The following is a 17,937-nucleotide window of genomic DNA, read 5'->3' as shown; positions in this document are numbered from 1 at the left end:
TTACTTTTTCTCTTCTTTTTCATCCTTTTTCGGTGTTACATCAATCTCTTCTTTATCAGATGTGGCTTTCTTGAAATTTTTTATAGCCTTACCAATTCCCTCACCGATTTGTGGAAGCCGTGAAGCTCCGAAGAGAATAACAACAATTATGAGAATAATCATTAACTCCTGTGTTCCTAATCCAAACATTTAATCTCCCTCCTTTGTAGGATTTCTAAATCCTCCTGAGTATTTATATTAATAAAAGATAATCCTTCTTCATCCAAATTTGCAACATCTAAAACAAAAGCACCAATATCCTCAAGTAGTTTTGTCATGCTGAGTTTATCTTCCAACAACAATCTTTCAAGCTCTGACAAAAGGCTTTTTGAATATATGCCGGGAAGAGGATAGATTTTGTTATTATATTTTGCTACTGTGGCTAAATTTCCATTGGAAATATGATTATCCGTCAAAGCATAAATAATCTCTTTTTTCACAAAGGGCATATCACAGGCAAAGGCAAATATGTCGTACTTTGAATTTTTCATTGCACTATGCAATCCTGCCATAGGTCCTTTGAAAGGATAAATATCACCTAAAAGAAATACTCCGCTTGAAAAATAAAGCTCAGGAAAATTAGTAACAATGAAAATCTCCTCAAATATTTCCTTTAAACCGTTTGCAAGTTTATCAACTATTCTTTGATTTCCCAAAGGGATCAGGCATTTTTGAGTTTTCATTCTTGAAGATTTGCCACCTGCAAGAATTATGGCACTAAGTGGAATTTTAGTAGACAATTGCACCTAAATATCCCACAACCCTATCGTAGTCTCTGCTTACTTCAGCAGAGGTCGCATATTTTATAATTTCCACCTGAGTAGCACCAAGAAGTTTGGTAGCATAAAGCATTGTAACAGTGGGAATAACTCCACACATTGAAATATTATGCTCAAGCACAGTTCTGTAAAGTCCTTCTGGATCAAAATTTCTAATTCTATCAATTGCTAATGCATCAACCCGCCTTGTGAGGTCATCGGGAAGAAAATGACTCATATCAGTGCTTGAGATAATTATAGCCTTGTCTAAAAGCTCAAGCTCCTTTAAAGATTCAGCAACAGCACGGGCAAGTTCAATACAATTTTCAAGGGAAAGCAGCTTCAAAGTTATTGGCACAATCTTGGCATCAGGATTAAGATTGTAAATAAATGGAAGTTGTACTTCAAGAGAATGCTCATAAAGATGAGCTTTTATATCATCGGCAGCAAGCGATGTTTTTTCAATGATTTTTTCAGCAAGTTTTGTGTGAACAGAGAGACTTCCAAAGGGAATTTCCCATTCACCCTCTGCCATTAGGGAAACTTCCCGTCCATAACCCGTATGATTTGGTCCGAACAAGATAAATATCTCCTTTGGTTTTAATCTTGCATAAACAGCTCCTGCAACATGTCCTGAATAAACATAACCTGCGTGGGGACATATTGCTCCTAAAGCATCTATCTGTTGTTTTTTTGGCATGCATTCTTTTATCTCTTCAAGAAGTTCCCTTTTATTGGATGGATAAAAATATCCTGCAACCGCAGGTTTTCTTATCATCTATTCCTCCTCTATTTCTGTGCCAACGTATTGGTCAGTAAAATCAAGGAATCTTGTGTATTCGCTTAGATATGTAAGATTTACCACATCAGTTGGACCATTACGCTGTTTTGCTATAATCACCTCTGCCTTACCTTTGTTTGCCGGATTTTTCTTGTTGTAGACTTCATCCCTGTAAAGAAAGATGATTACATCCGCATCCTGCTCAATTGCTCCTGATTCTCTGAGATTAGCCAAAGACGGTCTTTTGTTTGAACTTTTTTCAACATCCCTGTTAAGCTGACTAAGCGCAATAACAGGCACTTTTAGTTCCTTTGCCATAGCCTTAAGCGAACGTGATATTTCAGCTATTTCTTGCTCCCTCACATCATAACTTGCCCTTCCACGCATAAGCTGAAGATAGTCAATGATGACAAGAGCAAGTCTGCCGTGTTCCATCTTAAGTCTTCTTGCCTTAGCCCTTATCTCAAGCACAGTCATTCCAGAGGAGTCATCTATGTAAATTGGAGCTTCACTTAGCTTAACTGCTGTTTCTGTTAAACGCTCCCATTCTTTTTTGCTTACAAATCCTCTTCTTAGGGCGCTGAAGTTAATCATTGACATACTGCTTAGAAGTCTCATTGCAAGCTGTTCCTTTGTCATTTCAAGGCTGAAAAACGCAACTGGCTCTCCAAGCTCTGCTCCAACATGTTGAGCAATATTCAGAGAAAATGCAGTTTTTCCCATTCCGGGTCTTCCACCAATGATGATAAGGTCTCCCGGTTGAAAACCACTTGTAAGCTCATCAAGGTCTTTAAAACCAGATGGCACACCTGTGATAACGGATTTCTTATCGTATAGACTTTCCAGTAATGAAAAAGTGTGCTTCATTACATCCTTCATAGGAGAGAAGGTTGTATTTATTCTCTTGTCTGAAATCTCAAAAATCCGCTTCTCCGCATAATCAATGATTTCTTCTGCATCATCAGGCTCTTCATATATCTTTGACTCAATTTCTCTGCAAGCCCGAACAACTGCCCTAAGAAGTGCCTTTTCTCTTATGAGTTTTGCGTAATATTTGATATTTGCGGATGTTGGAACTACTGTGGCAAGATTGCTGAGATAACTTAAACCACCAACCTCATCAAGTTCTCCCTTCCCCCTTAAATATTCGGTGATAGTTATTAGGTCAATAGGCTCATTTCTGTCAAAAAGGTCAAGCATTGACTGATAAATCTTCTTGTGGGAATCTCTGTAAAAATCCTCAGGAGTAAGAATATCAACAACCTTTGTCAGCGATTCTCCATCAATAATTATCGCTCCTAAAACAGCCTGTTCAGCCTCAATACTTTGAGGAGGAAGTTTATCCACAGAATAATTTACTTCTCTTACATAAGCCATATCACATCTTCCAAATTAACCTCGCATCTGACTTCTTAAACTATTCAGCGACTACATTAACCTTAAGCTTTGCTGAAATACCTTCCTGAAGCTTAATCTCAATTGCGTATTCTCCAACTCTCTTTATTGGTTCTGAAATAACAACTTGCTTTTTATCAACTGAAAATCCTTCTTTCTGTAAAGCCTCTGCAATATCCTTTGCTGTGATAGAACCAAATAACTTTTGGTCTTCTCCAGCCTTTGCCTTAATGGTAAGCTGAAGCTCACTAAGACGCTGAGCAACAGACTCTGCATCTTGACGCCTCTTTTTTGCTTCTTCCTCAAATTTCTTTTTCTGAATCTCAAGCAACTTAACATTCTTTTCATCAGCTATTAAAGCAAGTCCTCTTGGTAATAAATAATTTCTTGCGTAACCGTCTTTTACATTGACGATTTGACCTGCTTTACCTAAGCCCTGAACATCATCTTTAAGGATTACCTTCATCGTCCCTCCCTAAAAAATTTTTTCATAATATATGATACCATATGCCTGCCACTTTTCAAAAAACGATTTTCTTATTCTTTATGTCGTTGACAAAAATTTGGTCTCCCATTCTTTTCTTTGCTTACAAAAATAGATAAAAATTTGAATTTCATTATAAGTATTTGAAAATTAAGTAATTACTCGCCGTCGCAAGCCTGCCGATTATTTTTTTCGTCATTGCGAGCCTGCAATGAGGCGGGCGTGGCAATCTCTCCTTATAAGTCATAAAACCGAGATTGCTTCGGGACTTCGTCCCTCGCAATGACGGGAAAAAGGGTCATTGCGAGGCATCCGTCAGGATGCCGAAGTGATCTCAAAAAGCGTCATTGCGAGCGAAGCGAAGCAATCTCTTCGTAAAATAAGTTCTGTCGCTCTGTAGCACTGTGGCTCTATGGCACTATGACGACGAGATTGCTTCGTCGCTGACGCTCCTCGCAATGACGAGAAGGGGAAGCCCTCGCAATGACGGAGGGAGGTGTCTCCTTGCAATTACAGGGAAAAAATCCTCAAGATGACTCTTAAGAATCACATAAATATTTTATATAAAAATCGTCAATCCAGTATGAATAAAGTAAAAAATTATGTTAAAATTCAAAGAAATGACCATAAAAAGGAAATTCATTCTACTATATATTTTTTATGGCTTGTTGTCAATTGTTTTAATATTTTCATTCTATCAAGCTTTTATCAAAAATTTTGTAAATACAATTGAGGAAAAAGTTATATCAGATGATACGAGCAAATTAAAAATTTACATTCAATCAGAGTATGAAAACCTTTTAGGACTCACAAAGGACTGGGCTGCTTGGGATGATGCTAGGCTTTATATGCAAAATAAAAATCCTTCCTTTGACATTGTAAACATAACCAAAGAATCTTTAGAAAACAATAAAGTTAATCTCATAGCCTATTTTGATTTAAATGGACAACTAAAAGGAGGAACGGAATTAGACCCAAAAACTCAAAAAATAGTGCCTGTAAATACTAAGATTTGGGAAAAGTATGTCAAGCATTATGTTTCTAAGCAGGAATTTAAAAATCAGGGATTAGTGGGTATTACTTTCATTGATGACATTCCTTTCATCGTTGCGGTTTTTGAAGTTTTAAAAGGTGATTTTTCTGGTCCGCCAGCAGGTTATCTCATAATGGGAAGATTTATTTCAAAGGAAAAACTGTATTTCATAGCGAGATTGTTTAATCTTGAAGATTTGAAGATGGAAAAATCAACTGAAAATAATGAATTTCTGTATATAAACGATTATTCAGACAGATACATGGCAGCATTTTCAGAAAAAGATTTCTTTGGCAATTACGGAATTGTTATCAAATTTGAAAAAAAGAAATTTATCTGGGAATTAATAAAAAAGAGTGCGTTAAAGATGACTTTGATAACTACTTTCTTATTTTTGCTATTTGGCATAGTGCTTCATTATGGAGTAATTAAGACAATAACCAAAAAGCTACTCCTCATGGTAGAAAAATTGCAAAAAGATGCGAAAAAACCTGAATTCTCCCATAAAGACGAAATAGATTATCTATCTTTGGTAATAGAAAATTACATATCCCAAATTGAACAGAACAGAAAAATATATGAGTCAATTGCAGAGGAGTCTGAGGCAATTATAGTGGTATTTTATAAAGAAGGCAAGATCATTTTTGCTAATTCAATTGCAAAAGAGATGTTAAGTGCTGAAAGAGAAGATTTATCTCGCTTATATCAATTAGTAAGGGAAATAGCTGAAATAAATTTATGGCAAAAAACCAAGCTTCATGAATTCAAATTAAAAGAGGATTTATTTGTAAGTGGATGGATTATTCCTGTTGGAGAAGAGAAAAAATATCTTCTATTTATTGCCCATGATATAACTTACTTAGTAAAAGAAAAACTTAGATTATTAGACAAGGCTTCATTGGATACTTTAACATCACTTTACAACAGAGGATTTTTTGAAAGGTATCTAAACAGAATACTTAAAACCGAAGATACTCAAAAATACTCCTTAATCTTTATAGACTTGGATGATTTAAAGAAAATAAACGACACTTATGGACATGTAATTGGAGATATGCCTATAAAGTCTGTTGCAGATGCTATAAAAAGCAGCATAAGGAAAGATGACATTGCTGCAAGGTGGGGTGGAGATGAATTTGTTGTTGTGGTTAAGGGAGATACAGAAGTTGCAAAAAATTTAGCAGAGAGAATTAAAGGCAATGTAAAAAGTATAAAAATAAATGATAAAGAAGAAATTACTCCTAATTTAAGTTATGGAATAACAATTATTGAAAAGGGTGAAGATATTGATAAAATTTTGAAAAGAGCTGATGAATTGGCATACAAACAAAAGAGTGAGAAAAAATAGAAAATAATTATTCCTTCATTAGCGATTGCATTTCTTGATTAAGCTGAAAAGAAATATTTTTCCTTATTTCTTGGATTATTTTTTTATCTGCGTCAAACTCTTCCTCTAATCTTTCAACTTCAGGCTTTTTTAATCCATAGCCAAGCTCATTACATATTTGATCAGATACTCTTATGAGTTTACAAATATTTTTACTTTCTGAGTCATTACCATTAGATGCACATTTTACATAATGGTGATATTTAATAGTGTCTTTGATTAACTCTGGAAAATTCCATTTTTCTGCGATAGCCACTCCTACTTCTACATGATTTATACCCAAAATTTCATTTTCTAATTCAATAGAAGACTTTTTTGTATCATGATATTTCTCATAAATCTTTGGATAAACATCAGGCATTGCATTGTTTAAAAGCACTTTTCCTATATCATGCAAAATACCACAGCTTAAACTTTCCTCAGGCGTTGCCAATTCTGTAATATTTGCCAGTAAACTTGCAGATATTCCAACTGCTAAGCCATGTTGCCACAGTTTTTGCTCAAAGGAATCCATTTTTTTGAATAGATATATCAAAGAAGTAGATAAAATCAAAGATTTTGCCGTGTTTACGCCTAATAAAATTATTGCTTCTTTTACAGTCTTTATCTTTCTGCTCATTCCATAGTATGGAGAATTGGCAATTCTTAAAAATCTTGCTGTAAAACCTTTATCACGGGAGAGTATATCTTGCAATTCATCCATTGTTGCAAATTCATTTTCAAGGACTTTAACTACCTTACCTACAATCTTATAATGTGAGGCGATGTCTAAGGTTCTATTGATAATTTCTTCTATTTTCTGTTGCATTATTCATTTTAACCGTAAATTGCACGATTTCGCAAGCTTCATTGCGAGTGGTCGCCACGCCTTCGGCTCGAAAAATGCTCCCCCTTTTAATTATTGCGAGGGTATTCCTTTTCTTCGTCATTGCGAGGAGCGTCAGCGACGAAGCAATCTCGCCGTCATAGTGCCATAGAGCGACAGTGCTACAGAGCGACAGAACTTATTTTAAGAAGAGATTGCTTCGCTTCGCTCGCAATGACGCTTTTTGAGATCACTTCGGCATCTTGACGGATGCCTCGTGATGACCCTTCTTCCCGTCATTGCGAGGGACGAAGTCCCGAAGCAATCTCTTTTTCTATCCCCAATTACAAAAAGAGAGATCACTTCGGCTTGCTTGGCAAGCCTCGTGATGACAAAAAAAGGTGTCATTGCGAGGACTTTCTTCTTCGTCATTGCGAGGGTGCGACAGCACCCGAAGCAATCTCTAAATATTCGTAAGGTGTAAGAAGTGAGACGTAAAAGGCAAAAGAGGAAATTGCCTCTCAGTCCTTTGGACATGCTTGCAATGACGGGATAGGCACAAAGGAAGAGAGATTGCCTCGCTTTCGTTTGCAAAAGAAGACTCGTTGTGCGACAGCCTCTATCTTGAAACCTATTTTTTCAATTTTGGGAGGATTTTAAAAAATAAAATAGAAGAAAACATACATAGAATTGAGTAGATGGATATCACTGTTTTTATATTTAGTTGTTCAACAAGCCATCCTATTAAAAGGTTTCCTATAGGCGTAAAACCCAAAAAAACAAAGGCAAAAAAGCTCATGATTCTTCCTCTCATTCTTTGCTCTGTCTGATGCTGGATAAAGCTGTTGCTTACTGTAAAGAAGTTCACAAAGGCAAAACCTAACAGAAAAGCAAATGACATTGTAACATAGAAATTTTTTGAAAACCCGACTCCCAAAAGTCCTATGGGAATTATAAGAGATGCTTTAAAGATTCGGCTTAGTTTATCATCAATATCTTCTTTTCTGATAGCAATAATTGTTGCAGCTGTAAGAGAGCCAACTCCTATTGAAGAGACAAGGATTCCATAGCCTTTTGCTCCAGTCTTAAGAATCTCCTCAGCAATCACAGGAAGGATAGGAATAAAAGATATTCCAAAAATTGTAAATGTTCCAACCGCGAATATCGTATATAAAATTTGTTTGTTATTAATAATAAAAAGATAGCCTTCTTTTAGAAAATGCTTAACAGATGCCTCTTCTGCGAGGGAATGCAGGGATTTGATAGACAAATTGGAAAGAACGATAATTAGAGGTATAAAACTCAAAGCATTAAAATAAAAACACATATAAAAATTCAAATGGGTTACAATAATTCCAGCTAAAATCGGACCTATAATTCTTGCTATGTTGAAAGACATTGACTGCATTGCTATAGCTGAAGTTAACATTTCTTTGTTAACGATTTCCGATATAAAAGCCTGCCTTGCTGGCATATCAAATGCTCCTGCTATCCCTAAAACAATTGATGCTACGGCTACATGCCAGATATTCACTAAATTAAGTTGGATTAGAACTCCAATAATGACTGCAGGGATTAGAGATACAATCTGGGTCAAAATTAGAATTTTTTTCCTTGAATATCTATCTGCCATAACTCCGGCAAATAGTGTAAAAAGAAGCATCGGAAAGGACTGCAAAAATGAGATCAAGCCCAGATAAAATGCTGATTTGGTTAAAACATATACAAGCCATCCCTGTGCGATGTGTTGCATCCAAGTTCCTGTTAATGAGATAACTTGACATATCCAATAAGCCCTGAATTCTTTAATGCGGAGAGGATGGAACATTTTTTTATTATATCCTAATTCACTCTTGTCCAAAATAAATTTTTTAAAAAGCTCCGATCTGGGTAAAATAGATAAACATTTAGCTTAAAAATTAAAGACCCAGATCGGAGGTGTATATGAATAAGTATAGCAGTATTTTCAGTCAAATTCTATCCCTTTTTCCAAGATTAGAATTTGAGAAGTCAGTCAAAGCAGACAGAAGCTGAGCGTAGAGCAAAAGGGTTTACGAGTTGGGGGCAATTTGTAGCTATGTTATTTTGTCAACTTGGGCAGGCGCATTCTCTAAGAGAGATATGTAATGGACTTGCCAGTTGTATTGGCAAGTTAAGGCATCTTGGTATAAAAGAAGCTCCAAAGAGGTCTACCCTTGCCTATGCAAATGAACACAGACCGTGGGAACTTTTTCAAGCAGTATTTTATATGCTTCTTCAGAGATGTCAGTCTAAATTTACTGGCAAGAGGAAATTCAGATTTAAGAACAAGCTAATGAACTTTGATGCATCTGTAATAGAGTTGTGTGCAACAGTATTTGACTGGGCAAAATTCAGAAAGACTAAAGGTGCGGTAAAGTTGCATTTACTACTTGACCACTCAGGATATTTACCTGAATATGCGCATATAACAGAAGGTAAAGTGCACGAAGTAAACATATTAAGGAGACTTCAATTTTGTTCTGGTGACATAGTAGTAATAGACAGAGGGTGTGTTGACTATGCTTTATTTGGTAGATGGACAGAGGAGGGGGTATATTTTGTAACAAGGTTAAAGGACAACGCCTCTTATAAAGTGATAAAGAGCCTACCAGTGCCAAAGAACAGAAACATAATTCGGGATGAGATAATCAAGCTTAAGGGTTTTTATGCAGAGCAAGACTGTCCATATGAGCTACGGAGGATAGAGGTCATGGATAAGGAAACAAAAGATACAGTTGTGCTACTCACGAACCAACTGAACTTTGGTGCAACGACCATATCAGAGATATACAAAGACAGATGGCAGGGCAGATTTTTTAAGACATTGAAACAAAATCTAAGAGTAAAAACCTTTGTAGGGACATCAGCGAATGCACTTAAGATACAGATATGGACGGCATTAATAGCGATACTGATACTGAAGTATCTGAAGGAGTTATCAACATTTGGATGGTCATTAAGTAATCTAGTTGCATTGTTGAGACTAAACCTATTTACATATAGGAATTTATGGGAATGGATAAATAAACCGACAGAGACACCGCAAATTGAGCCTCAAATAGAACAGTTAAAATTTAGACTTGTTTAATTGGACAGCAAATAAAAAGAAAGGGGGGTAACCTGATTTTGAAAAAGCAAATTTTCTTGTCCAAAAGTCTTATTTTATGCGGATGTTTTTTATGAGTTTAGATTATTTTGGACAGCAATGATCCTAATTAAATGCTAAATCTAAATTGAGCAGTTTTACCGAAAAATAGCGATAGACACTCGTCACTGCGAGCCCCCTGTTGCGAGCGATAGCGTGGCAATCTGGGGCGAAGCAGTCTCTAATAAGGCTTTATTGAAAAATAAAGTAGAGATTGCTTCGCATCCTTCGGATGCTCGCAATGACTCTCTCCTCACCGTCATTGCGAGGAGCGATAGCGACGAAGCAATCTCACCGTCCTATTGCCAGAGAGCGACAATGCTACAGAGCGACAGAACTTATTTTAAGAAGAGATTGCTTCGGCATCTTGACGGATGCCTCGCAATGACAGAAAAAATGCTTAATTTTCAAGTGTTTATAGCAATTATTTGATTTCTATCTATTTTTGGTAATCCTATGCGAGTATTGTTATTACTAAAGTCAAGTCACACTTTATTACTACATTAAAATGTCACATTTTATTTTAAGCTTCTCCTCCAAGGGTGATTAGCTGCAGGTTTATATTTTTTCTTTTCCTTCTGCTCTCTCTGTTCCTCTATATAAGTCCTGAGATTTAAAATCTCTTCTTTCTCTTTAAGTCTCTCTTTTTCTGTCTTATCTAATCCTTTTATTTCTGAATATCCTATACGTTTGCCTTCCCATAATATCTCCATTCTACCGTCTCTAAGTTCACAAACATCTACCCATTTGTCTGCAAGGCTCTTAATTCCCTTTACAGGAAGTATCTGATAAACTCCTCTACAGTATCTTAATGTGTTGTCTTTGTTCACTTTTCTTGGATGTTTTATTGAAAAGACAAGGTCAAGGTCTTTTTCTTTAGCCACAGGCATATAAAGACTCTCTACAGAAAGAGTGTATCTACTGTTACTCCATGTAAGAAATTCCTCTTTGAGAAACTTGTTAGCCTCATCATAATCCCTTATACCACTTAATCTCATCTCCTTAATAAGCCTGTCCTGAAAAAATCTAAACTTACGTTCAACTCTTCCTTTTGCCTGCGGAGTATTTGCATTGATTAGTTTAATCCCCAATTCATTTAATGCTCTTGCAATCTGGGTTTCTTTATGTTGTACTTCAACATGATAGTGAAGCCCTCCATGCCTTGTTGTCCTAAAGTGAGAGGCTTTATCAGTGTATAAAGCCATAAAGACACCTCTTTGCTCTATATATGCTCTTATTACTGACATATTTGCCCATACTGTCTCAGATGGATGAAATTCAGCATAAACAAATCCATCTGCATCATCTATCATTGCTACAAGCCACCATTGCTGCCCAATACCTTCAATCCACCTATGTTGAGATGAATCCATCTGCACAAGCATTCCTGCCTTAGGCATCCTCCTTCTCCTTCGGTATACTTTTCTTTTCTTCTTAGGTTCATGTAACCCTTCCTGTATCAATATCTTTCTTATACTTTCATAGCTTAAGTTAATGTCATGAACATCCTTAAGTTTATCCTTAAAGTGAAGTATGTTGAAATCCCAGTACAAAGACTTTCTCAAGCTTATGATCTCATCCTTGACGGAAGAGTCAATCTTTAGGGCTGTGGGTGGCTCAGGTATTTTCCTTAAAAGCCCCTCAAAACCCTGAAACTTGAACCTCTCCTTTAGCCTTAAAACCTGTCTGTAACTCAACCCTAATATCTCCTGAGCTTGTTTAAGGGTTAAAAAGCCTGATAAGACTTGATTCATTACTTCAAACCTCTTCAATTCTTCCTCCGTAAAAATGTATTTTTTTCTCCATAAAACCTCCTTCCTTTAGATTGCTTGCCTAAAAGAAGGAGGTTAACATATATGTGACATTTCAATTTAGTAAAAACAGATGACATTTTAATATAGTAACCACATAATCCTATGCGAGTATTTGACTAATCTGAGCAATTTTACTTAAACTATTAAATTATGCGAACAAAATTTTGTGTTGCCAATTGGAAGATGCATAAGACTTTAGCGGAGGCTGTTGATTTCATCAATCAATTTTTACCGCTTGTTGAAGGTATTAATGACAGAGAGGTTGGCATAGCTCCTACATTTCTTTGTATTGATAGTGTTGGTAGAAAATTAAAAAACACAAACTTAAAACTTTGTGCCCAGAATGCCTTTTATGAAAATCAGGGTGCTTATACAGGTGAAGTATCTCCCATGATGCTTAAGGATATGGGAGTAGATTATGTAATCATCGGACATTCTGAAAGGAGAAAATATTTCTACGAAACCGATGAAATAATCAACAAGAAAATAAAAGCCTGCATAGGACAGAATTTAAAAGTAATCTTCTGCATTGGCGAAACCATAGAAGAAAGAAAAAGCAATAAAACATTTGAAGTGCTAAAAAGGCAGATACAAAATGGAGTTGAGGGAATAGATACTCTTGAGCCTATTGTAATAGCCTATGAGCCTGTATGGGCAATAGGCACTGGAGTTGTAGCAACAGAAGAACAAATAAAAGAAACTCATGCGTTTATAAGAGAAAAATTAGGTAATCTTTATGGTAGTGAATCTGATAAAATAAGAATACTTTATGGAGGGAGTGTGACTCCTGAGAATATAAAATCCATTATGGCAATAGACAATGTTGATGGAGTTTTAGTCGGAGGAGCAAGCTTAGACCCAATAAAATTTGCAAAAATTGTAAAATTTGATAAATAGCGGAGGAATTATGAAAACATTACTTTTATTTTTTCACATAATCATTTGCTTTGTTATGATAGCAGTCGTTCTGCTCCATAGAGGAAAGGGAGCAGATTTAGGTGCTGCCTTTGGTGGTGGTTCATCACAGACACTTTTTGGACCAAGAGGAGCAGCAACATTTTTAAATAAAGTAGCAATTGGAGTTGCGGTATTATTCATGGTTTCATCCTTATTTCTTGCCTACTTTACAACAAGAACAAAATCAGTTGTTCCAGAAAAAGTTCCTGTACAGACTCAACCTGTTCAAACTCAGCCTGCTCAGCAACTCCCAGCAGAGTCACCGTCAGGAGAACAGCCCAAACAAAAGTAATGTTCAAAAAATATGGCAAATTTTTTTTGCTTCTTTTCCTTTTTCTCTTTGCTTGTCAAAAAGCTCCTGATGTAAAAGAGCCATTCGCACTTACTGGAGCATCATCGGCAGATGCAAAAAGGCTTCTTCCTCTTTTTGCTTCAGATTCAGCAAGTGCTGATATTAGCGGAAGAATCTTTAATGGGCTTACTAAGTATGATAAAGACTTAAATATCATCGGTGATCTATCAGAAAGCTGGACAATATCAAAGGATGGGAAAGAAATAGTCTTTCATTTAAGAAAAGGTGTCAAATGGCATGATGGAGTAGAATTTACTGCAGAAGATGTGATTTTTACCTATCAAGCCATAACAAATCCTAAAAATCCAACCCCTTACAGCAGTAACTATGGTCCTGTAAAGGAAGTAAAGGCTATTGATAAATACACAGTGAAAGTTGTCTATGAAAAGCCCTTTGCTCCTGCATTGGAGTCTTGGGGAATGGGAATCCTGCCAAAGCATCTTTTTGAAGACAAAGCGCTTTTTAACTCCCCATTGAACAGAAAACCTGTTGGCACAGGTCCATACAAGATGAAAGAATGGATTACTGGACAAAGAGTAATTCTGGAAAGAAACACTGAATATTTTGAGGGAGTACCATTTTTTGAGAGGTTTATTACAAGGATTATTCCTGACCCTTCCACAATGTTTCTTGAGCTTAAATTCGGAGGAATAGATTTTATGGGACTAAGCCCTGCACAGTATAAATACTACGGCGAAAAATCAGCTTTTAAAAAATACTTCAATGTTTTTAGATATCCTTCTTTCAGTTACACTTACATAGGTTATAATCTCAAAAATCCGCTTTTTTCAGAAAAAAGGGTTCGTCAGGCAATTGCCCATGCAATAAATAAAAAAGAAATCATTGAAGGAGTTCTTCTTGGATACGGAACTCCTTGCACTGGTCCTTTTCCTCCATCCTCATGGGCTTTTAATCCTGATGTAAAAGACTTTGAATACAATCCCGAAAAGGCAAAAAAGATTTTAGCTGAACTTGGATGGGCTCCTGACAGGCACGGAGTTTTGGTAAAAAACGGAGTTAGATTCTCCTTTGTACTGCTTGTTAATCAGGGAAATGAGGCAAGGCTTAAAACAGCCCAAATCATAAAAGAGCAGTTGAAAAAAGTTGGGATTGAATTAAATATAAGAGTGCTTGAATGGCAGTCTTTCCTTGAGCTTGTAACAAAAAGGCAGTTTCAGGCTGTTCTTCTTGGTTGGTCTTTGTCCAGAGACCCAGATTTATACGATATCTTTCATTCATCAAAAACCAAGCCCGGTGAGTTTAACTTTGTGGGATATAGTAATCCTGAAGTAGATAGCCTCATTGAAAAGGCAAGGGAAATTCTTGACAGAGATGAGAGAAAAAAGCTTTACAGAAAAGTCCATGCTCTAATCGCAGAAGACCAGCCATACACATTCCTGTATGTTCCTGATACAATTATAGCTGTAAACAAAAGGATAAAAGGAATTGAGCCAGCTCCTGCTGGAATTTGGCATAACTATATTCATTGGTATGTGCCAAAAAACAGGCTTGAATGGTATAATTAATAATTGATTATCTGTTGATGATAACTTGTAAAAATTAGGCATTAACTAAGTTGAGCGATTTTTTAGAAAAATTTTGTTATTTGATTGCGAGGAGGAGAAAGAGATTGCTTCGCTTTGCTCGCAATAACATAGTGGGGAAATTGCATGCCAGCAGTTAGACAGGCAGGAAATCCGCCTCTTGGTCATTGCGAGGCATCATTTTATTTTTTGTCATTGTATGTTAGATATATGGACATTGCGAGAGATTTTATTTCTGAGGCTATACTTTCTTTTTATGAGATTGCTTCGCCTGCCTGTCGGCAGGCTCGCAATGACCCCTTCCTTTGTCATTACGAGCAGTCCGAAGGACTTCGAAGCAATTTAAAAAACGAGATTGCTTCGTCGCTGACGCTCCTCGCAATGACTATTTTCTTTGTCATTGCAAGCATGTACGTTTATTTTTTCGTCATTGCGAGCCTCACCGAAGGTGAGGCGTGGCAATCTCGCCTTCCGACTAAAAGGGAGAAAAAGAGATTGCCTCAGGACTTCGTCCTTTGCAATGACAAAAAGTGATAGAATAACATTTAAGAATCGCACAACTTAGCTATTAAGCATAAGGAGGTTTGGGAAATGATGAATAGATTTAGGTTTAAGAAAATTATTTTAACTTGTTTAATTAATGTTTTTCTCGTTTCTTTATTCACAGTCCAATATCTATCTTTCAACGCCTATGCCTCAGAAGAGCTTGTTTTAAGGCTTGAGGAAGCTTATAAAAACATAAATGACGCAAATGGAAAGTTTATCCAGACAGCCTACATAAAGGATTTGGATAAAACTCAAAAATTTACAGGCAGATTCTACATCAAGGGCGATAAAATCAGATGGCAATATCAGGGAGAATTCTCGCAGGTGGTTTACTTAAATAAGACATCGCTGATTGTATATGACAAAGCAAGAAAACAGGCAATTCAGAGCAGTTTTACAGAGGAAAAATACGGTCAGCTTCCCCTCGCGCTTCTCTCAAGAATGGCAGTTCTCAAAAGGGATTTTGAAATCACCCAAAGGTCAGAGAATTCTCTAATACTAATTCCAAAGAGTAAAATGGGTAATATAAAAAGTATTGAAATTATTACCCATGATGAGAGTTTTCCCATAAAGTCACTTAAAGTAACTGATTTTCAGGACAATACCATAAAGATTGATTTCCAATCTGTAAAGATAAATACCAATCTCAAGGATTCCATCTTTAAATTTATCCCTAAAGAAGATGATACTGTTCTAAAATATTAGAATTTTCAAACCCTAATAGGAGGACAAAATGGCTAAAAGAAAAGTTGCCATTACAATGGGAGACCCTGCTGGAGTAGGTCCTGAAATCATTGTTAAAGCCTTTGCACAGGAAGATATTTATAAAATTTGCAATCCCGTTGTTATTGGAGACAGGGCGGTTATAAAGGAAGTAATCAAAAAAATTGGAATGGATTTTGACCCAGACAACATAGAAATATTAAATCTCAATGAAATAGAAAATCCTGCTAAATTACCTAAAGGTGTACCAACTGAGGAATCAGGTAGAGCGTCTTTTTCTTACATCAGAAAGGCTATTGAGCTTTACAGGCTTGGCATAATTGAGGCTATTGTCACATGCCCTATTTCAAAAACTGCTCTCAAAATGGCTGGGCTTCCTTGGATGGGACATACAGATATGCTTGCAGAACTTACAGAAACTGAAGACTATGCAATGGCATTTTATAGTGAATCTTTAAAGGTTATTCTTGTAACAATACATGTTCCTCTTAAGGATGTTCCGCACTTGATAAAAAAAGAAAAAGTTATCCAGACTATATTTTTTGCCAAAAAAGCCTGCGATATGCTTGGCATTTCTGACTCCCGAATTGCAGTATGTGGACTTAATCCCCATGCTGGTGAGGAAGGACTTATGGGAAGAGAGGAGATTGAAGAGATAACTCCTGCAATAAATGAAGCAAAAGCATTGGGTATAAATGTATCTGGTCCTTATCCTGCTGACTCTGTTTTCTGGAGAGCAAAAAATGGAGAATTTGACATGGTTGTTGCAATGTATCATGATCAGGCACTTGCGCCTTTCAAACTCGTTGCCTTTGACAAAGGAGTAAACTTTACAGTGGGTCTTCCTCTTATAAGAACTTCTCCAGATCACGGAACAGCCTATGACATCTCATGGCAGGGAAAGGCAGACCCTACAAGCCTCATTGAGGCTGTTAAACTTGCATCAAGGATGGTGATATAATGAAGCTCTTCTCACCCTTTGAAATCAAGTCAATCAAGATGAACAACCGAATTGTTCGTTCAGCCACCTATGAAAAAATGGCTGATGAAGACGGTTTTGTAACAGACAGACTGATTAATCTTTATGTTACCCTTGCAAAGGGTGGTGTAGGACTTACAATTACTGGAAATGTTCTGGTTCATGTTTCAGGAAGAAGTGCACCAAAAATGCTTTGCATCCATAATGATTTTTACATAGATGGCTTGAAAAAGCTTACTCAGGCTGTTCATGAAGAAGGTGGTAAGATAGTAATACAGCTCAATCATGGTGGAAGACAGTGTGCTTCTGTATTTCTTGGAGGAAAAGCACCTGTTGCTCCATCCTCTGTTTTTGAGCCTGTCTATAAAGTTACACCAAAAGAACTTACCCAAGAGGAAATATGGGAAATTATAGAAGCCTTTGGAAAAGCTGCAAGAAGAGCAAAGGAAGCAGGCTTTGACGGTGTTCAGATTCACGGAGCTCATGGATATTTGATTAATCAATTTCTCTCACCATACACAAACAGAAGAAATGACTACTGGGGAGGAGATGAAGAAAGAAGATTTCATTTTCTTGAGGAAGTTTATCAAAGTATAAGAGACAATGTAGGATACGACTATCCTGTGATGATAAAGCTCAATGCCTGTGATTTTATAGAAGGAGGGCTCACAGTTGAAGAAAGCCTGAGAATAGCAAAGAGGCTTGAAAATCTTGGTATAGATGCTATTGAAGTAAGCGGAGGAATAGTTGAATCAAAACCAGAGGAGAGGCCTGTTAGACCAAAGATTGACTCTCCTGAAAAAGAGGCTTATTTTAGAGAATATTCACGGAAATTCAAGGAAAACCTCAAAGTTCCCATAATGCTTGTCGGCGGAATTCGTTCCCGTTCTGTAGCAGAGGATATCCTGCAAAAAAATGATGCTGATTTAATCTCCCTTTCAAGGCCGCTTATTATTGAACCTGATTTGCCAAAAAAATGGGCTCAGGGAAAGGAAAGATCGGACTGTATTTCCTGCAATGGATGCATGAGATTTATGAAATTAGAATATGTCAGATGCACATACCTTGAAAAAAAGAAATGATTTGCTTTAACCTAATATAAAATTTTTGTTAGTCCGTCATTGCGAGGCATCCGATAGGATGCCGAAGCAATCTCTTCTTCGGAGGAAAAAGG

Annotated in this window: 18 protein-coding genes; 10 read left to right on the top strand and 8 right to left on the bottom strand. The window is 36.6% G+C overall.

Going from position 1 to position 17,937, the window contains the following annotated elements; all coding sequences use genetic code 11:
* From ACYQ3P_RS01790 to rplI, 5 genes are read right to left on the bottom strand one after another with little or no spacing between them, the layout of a single operon-like run.
* The gene (locus ACYQ3P_RS01790) at nt 1-189 is read right to left on the bottom strand and encodes a twin-arginine translocase TatA/TatE family subunit (RefSeq protein WP_460176244.1); all 189 of its coding nucleotides are present in this window, start codon (nt 187-189) and stop codon (nt 1-3) included.
* A complete protein-coding gene (gene mobA / locus ACYQ3P_RS01785; RefSeq protein WP_460176243.1) occupies nt 177-779 on the bottom strand; it encodes a molybdenum cofactor guanylyltransferase in 603 nt (200 codons plus the stop codon). Before mobA ends, ACYQ3P_RS01790 begins: the two co-directional genes overlap by 13 nt.
* Entirely contained in the window at nt 769-1,575 is an 807-nt protein-coding gene (gene amrB / locus ACYQ3P_RS01780) for an AmmeMemoRadiSam system protein B (RefSeq protein WP_460176242.1), read from the bottom strand. Before amrB ends, mobA begins: the two co-directional genes overlap by 11 nt.
* On the bottom strand, nt 1,576-2,955 hold the full coding sequence (dnaB, locus tag ACYQ3P_RS01775; RefSeq protein WP_460176241.1) for a replicative DNA helicase: 1,380 nt from the start codon (nt 2,953-2,955) through the stop codon (nt 1,576-1,578).
* 40 nt (nt 2,956-2,995) lie between these two features.
* Nucleotides 2,996-3,439, bottom strand: a complete 444-nt coding sequence (rplI, locus tag ACYQ3P_RS01770; protein WP_460176240.1) for a 50S ribosomal protein L9 — start codon at nt 3,437-3,439, stop codon at nt 2,996-2,998.
* Between the two features lie 638 nt (nt 3,440-4,077).
* On the opposite strand from rplI, the gene ACYQ3P_RS01765 reads away from it, so the two are divergent.
* The gene (locus ACYQ3P_RS01765) at nt 4,078-5,838 is read left to right on the top strand and encodes a sensor domain-containing diguanylate cyclase (RefSeq protein ID WP_460176239.1); all 1,761 of its coding nucleotides are present in this window, start codon (nt 4,078-4,080) and stop codon (nt 5,836-5,838) included.
* A gap of 7 nt (nt 5,839-5,845) precedes the next feature.
* On the opposite strand, the gene ACYQ3P_RS01760 is transcribed toward ACYQ3P_RS01765, so the two are convergent.
* Nucleotides 5,846-6,685, bottom strand: coding sequence for an HDOD domain-containing protein (locus ACYQ3P_RS01760; RefSeq protein ID WP_460176238.1), 840 nt, complete (start codon nt 6,683-6,685; stop codon nt 5,846-5,848).
* A gap of 628 nt (nt 6,686-7,313) precedes the next feature.
* Nucleotides 7,314-8,543 carry an MFS transporter gene (locus tag ACYQ3P_RS01755; RefSeq protein ID WP_460176237.1) on the bottom strand — a complete coding sequence of 410 codons (1,230 nt, stop codon included), beginning with the start codon at nt 8,541-8,543 and terminating at the stop codon, nt 7,314-7,316.
* Nucleotides 8,544-8,684: 141 nt separating this feature from the next.
* Here ACYQ3P_RS01755 and ACYQ3P_RS01750 point away from each other — a divergent pair, with 141 nt between their 5' ends.
* Together ACYQ3P_RS01750 and ACYQ3P_RS01745 are read left to right on the top strand one after the other, a co-directional pair.
* A complete protein-coding gene (locus ACYQ3P_RS01750) occupies nt 8,685-9,791 on the top strand; it encodes an IS4 family transposase (protein ID WP_460176236.1) in 1,107 nt (368 codons plus the stop codon).
* A gap of 213 nt (nt 9,792-10,004) precedes the next feature.
* Nucleotides 10,005-10,280, top strand: coding sequence for a hypothetical protein (locus tag ACYQ3P_RS01745; RefSeq protein WP_460176235.1), 276 nt, complete (start codon nt 10,005-10,007; stop codon nt 10,278-10,280).
* Nucleotides 10,281-10,366: 86 nt separating this feature from the next.
* On the opposite strand, the gene ACYQ3P_RS01740 is transcribed toward ACYQ3P_RS01745, so the two are convergent.
* The gene (locus ACYQ3P_RS01740) at nt 10,367-11,620 is read right to left on the bottom strand and encodes an ISNCY family transposase (protein ID WP_460176234.1); all 1,254 of its coding nucleotides are present in this window, start codon (nt 11,618-11,620) and stop codon (nt 10,367-10,369) included.
* A 192-nt stretch (nt 11,621-11,812) separates the two neighbouring features.
* On the opposite strand from ACYQ3P_RS01740, the gene tpiA reads away from it, so the two are divergent.
* From tpiA to ACYQ3P_RS01705, 7 genes are all read left to right on the top strand, one after another.
* Nucleotides 11,813-12,559: a triose-phosphate isomerase gene (gene tpiA / locus ACYQ3P_RS01735; protein ID WP_460176233.1), complete on the top strand. Its 747-nt coding sequence runs from the start codon at nt 11,813-11,815 to the stop codon at nt 12,557-12,559.
* Between the two features lie 10 nt (nt 12,560-12,569).
* Nucleotides 12,570-12,911: a preprotein translocase subunit SecG gene (gene secG / locus ACYQ3P_RS01730; RefSeq protein WP_460176232.1), complete on the top strand. Its 342-nt coding sequence runs from the start codon at nt 12,570-12,572 to the stop codon at nt 12,909-12,911.
* Nucleotides 12,911-14,497: a peptide-binding protein gene (locus ACYQ3P_RS01725; protein WP_460176231.1), complete on the top strand. Its 1,587-nt coding sequence runs from the start codon at nt 12,911-12,913 to the stop codon at nt 14,495-14,497. Before secG ends, ACYQ3P_RS01725 begins: the two co-directional genes overlap by 1 nt.
* Before the next feature lie 228 nt (nt 14,498-14,725).
* Nucleotides 14,726-15,049, top strand: coding sequence for a hypothetical protein (locus tag ACYQ3P_RS01720; protein WP_460176230.1), 324 nt, complete (start codon nt 14,726-14,728; stop codon nt 15,047-15,049).
* A gap of 57 nt (nt 15,050-15,106) precedes the next feature.
* Nucleotides 15,107-15,766 carry a LolA family protein gene (locus tag ACYQ3P_RS01715; protein ID WP_460176229.1) on the top strand — a complete coding sequence of 220 codons (660 nt, stop codon included), beginning with the start codon at nt 15,107-15,109 and terminating at the stop codon, nt 15,764-15,766.
* 28 nt (nt 15,767-15,794) lie between these two features.
* Complete coding sequence (pdxA, locus tag ACYQ3P_RS01710; protein ID WP_460176228.1) at nt 15,795-16,745, top strand: 4-hydroxythreonine-4-phosphate dehydrogenase PdxA; 951 nt, start codon at nt 15,795-15,797, stop codon at nt 16,743-16,745.
* On the top strand, nt 16,745-17,845 hold the full coding sequence (locus tag ACYQ3P_RS01705; RefSeq protein ID WP_460176227.1) for an oxidoreductase: 1,101 nt from the start codon (nt 16,745-16,747) through the stop codon (nt 17,843-17,845). Before pdxA ends, ACYQ3P_RS01705 begins: the two co-directional genes overlap by 1 nt.
* Nucleotides 17,846-17,937: the final 92 nt, after the last annotated feature.

Source organism: Thermodesulfovibrio hydrogeniphilus, assembly GCF_054657355.1.
Note: the sequence above shows the minus strand (reverse complement) of the source record. Positions and strands in the feature narration are given on the sequence as shown.